Source organism: Streptacidiphilus melanogenes (genome assembly GCF_000787835.1).
GTDB classification, from domain to species: domain Bacteria; phylum Actinomycetota; class Actinomycetes; order Streptomycetales; family Streptomycetaceae; genus Streptacidiphilus; species Streptacidiphilus melanogenes.
Genome location: NZ_BBPP01000002.1, coordinates 1 through 531, shown reverse-complemented (window position 1 = coordinate 531; position 531 = coordinate 1). Strand labels below are relative to the sequence as shown.

Sequence of the window (531 nt, the reverse complement as noted above, 5' to 3'; positions counted from 1 at the left end):
CGTTCGCGGCGTGCGCCTCAGGCGCGGGCGCGTGCCCGCGGCCGCTTCGTCGTCGGCGTGTCCTCAGCCGCCTCCGCAGCGGCCGACGCCGCTGCCGCCTCGGCGAGGCGGACGCTGCGGCGCTTGCGCTTCGGACGCTCCTCCTCGGCGGCGATCGGCGTCGCCTCACCGCGCTGCGTGGGGACCTCCGGCTCGGCGGCCTTCGCAGCGGCGACGCTGACCCGCTCGGCGGCCTTGGCCGTCGCGTCGGTCACGGCCGACGTGGCCCGGCGGCGCTTGCGCGGCGCAGGGAGCGTCGGGGCCTCGACCGGCGCCGGAGCCTCCTCCTCGACCTTGGGCGCGACCAGACCGGCGGCCTTCGCGGTCGCGTCGGTCACGGCCGACGTGGCCCGGCGACGCTTGCGGGGCGCGATGGCAGGCGCGGCCGCCGCCGGTGCGACCGGTGCGACGGCAGCGACCGGCTCGGCGGCCTTGGCGACGACGGCCTCGACCACGACCGGCTCGGCGACGAGCGCCTTGGCGGCGAGAGGC

At 79.7% G+C, this 531-nt stretch carries 1 pseudogene; it reads right to left on the bottom strand.

Features of this window, described 5'->3' with window-relative positions:
- Nucleotides 1–17: 17 nt before the first annotated feature.
- Nucleotides 18–531 (bottom strand): annotated as a pseudogene (locus TR49_RS43465) (Rne/Rng family ribonuclease); the annotation flags it as partial.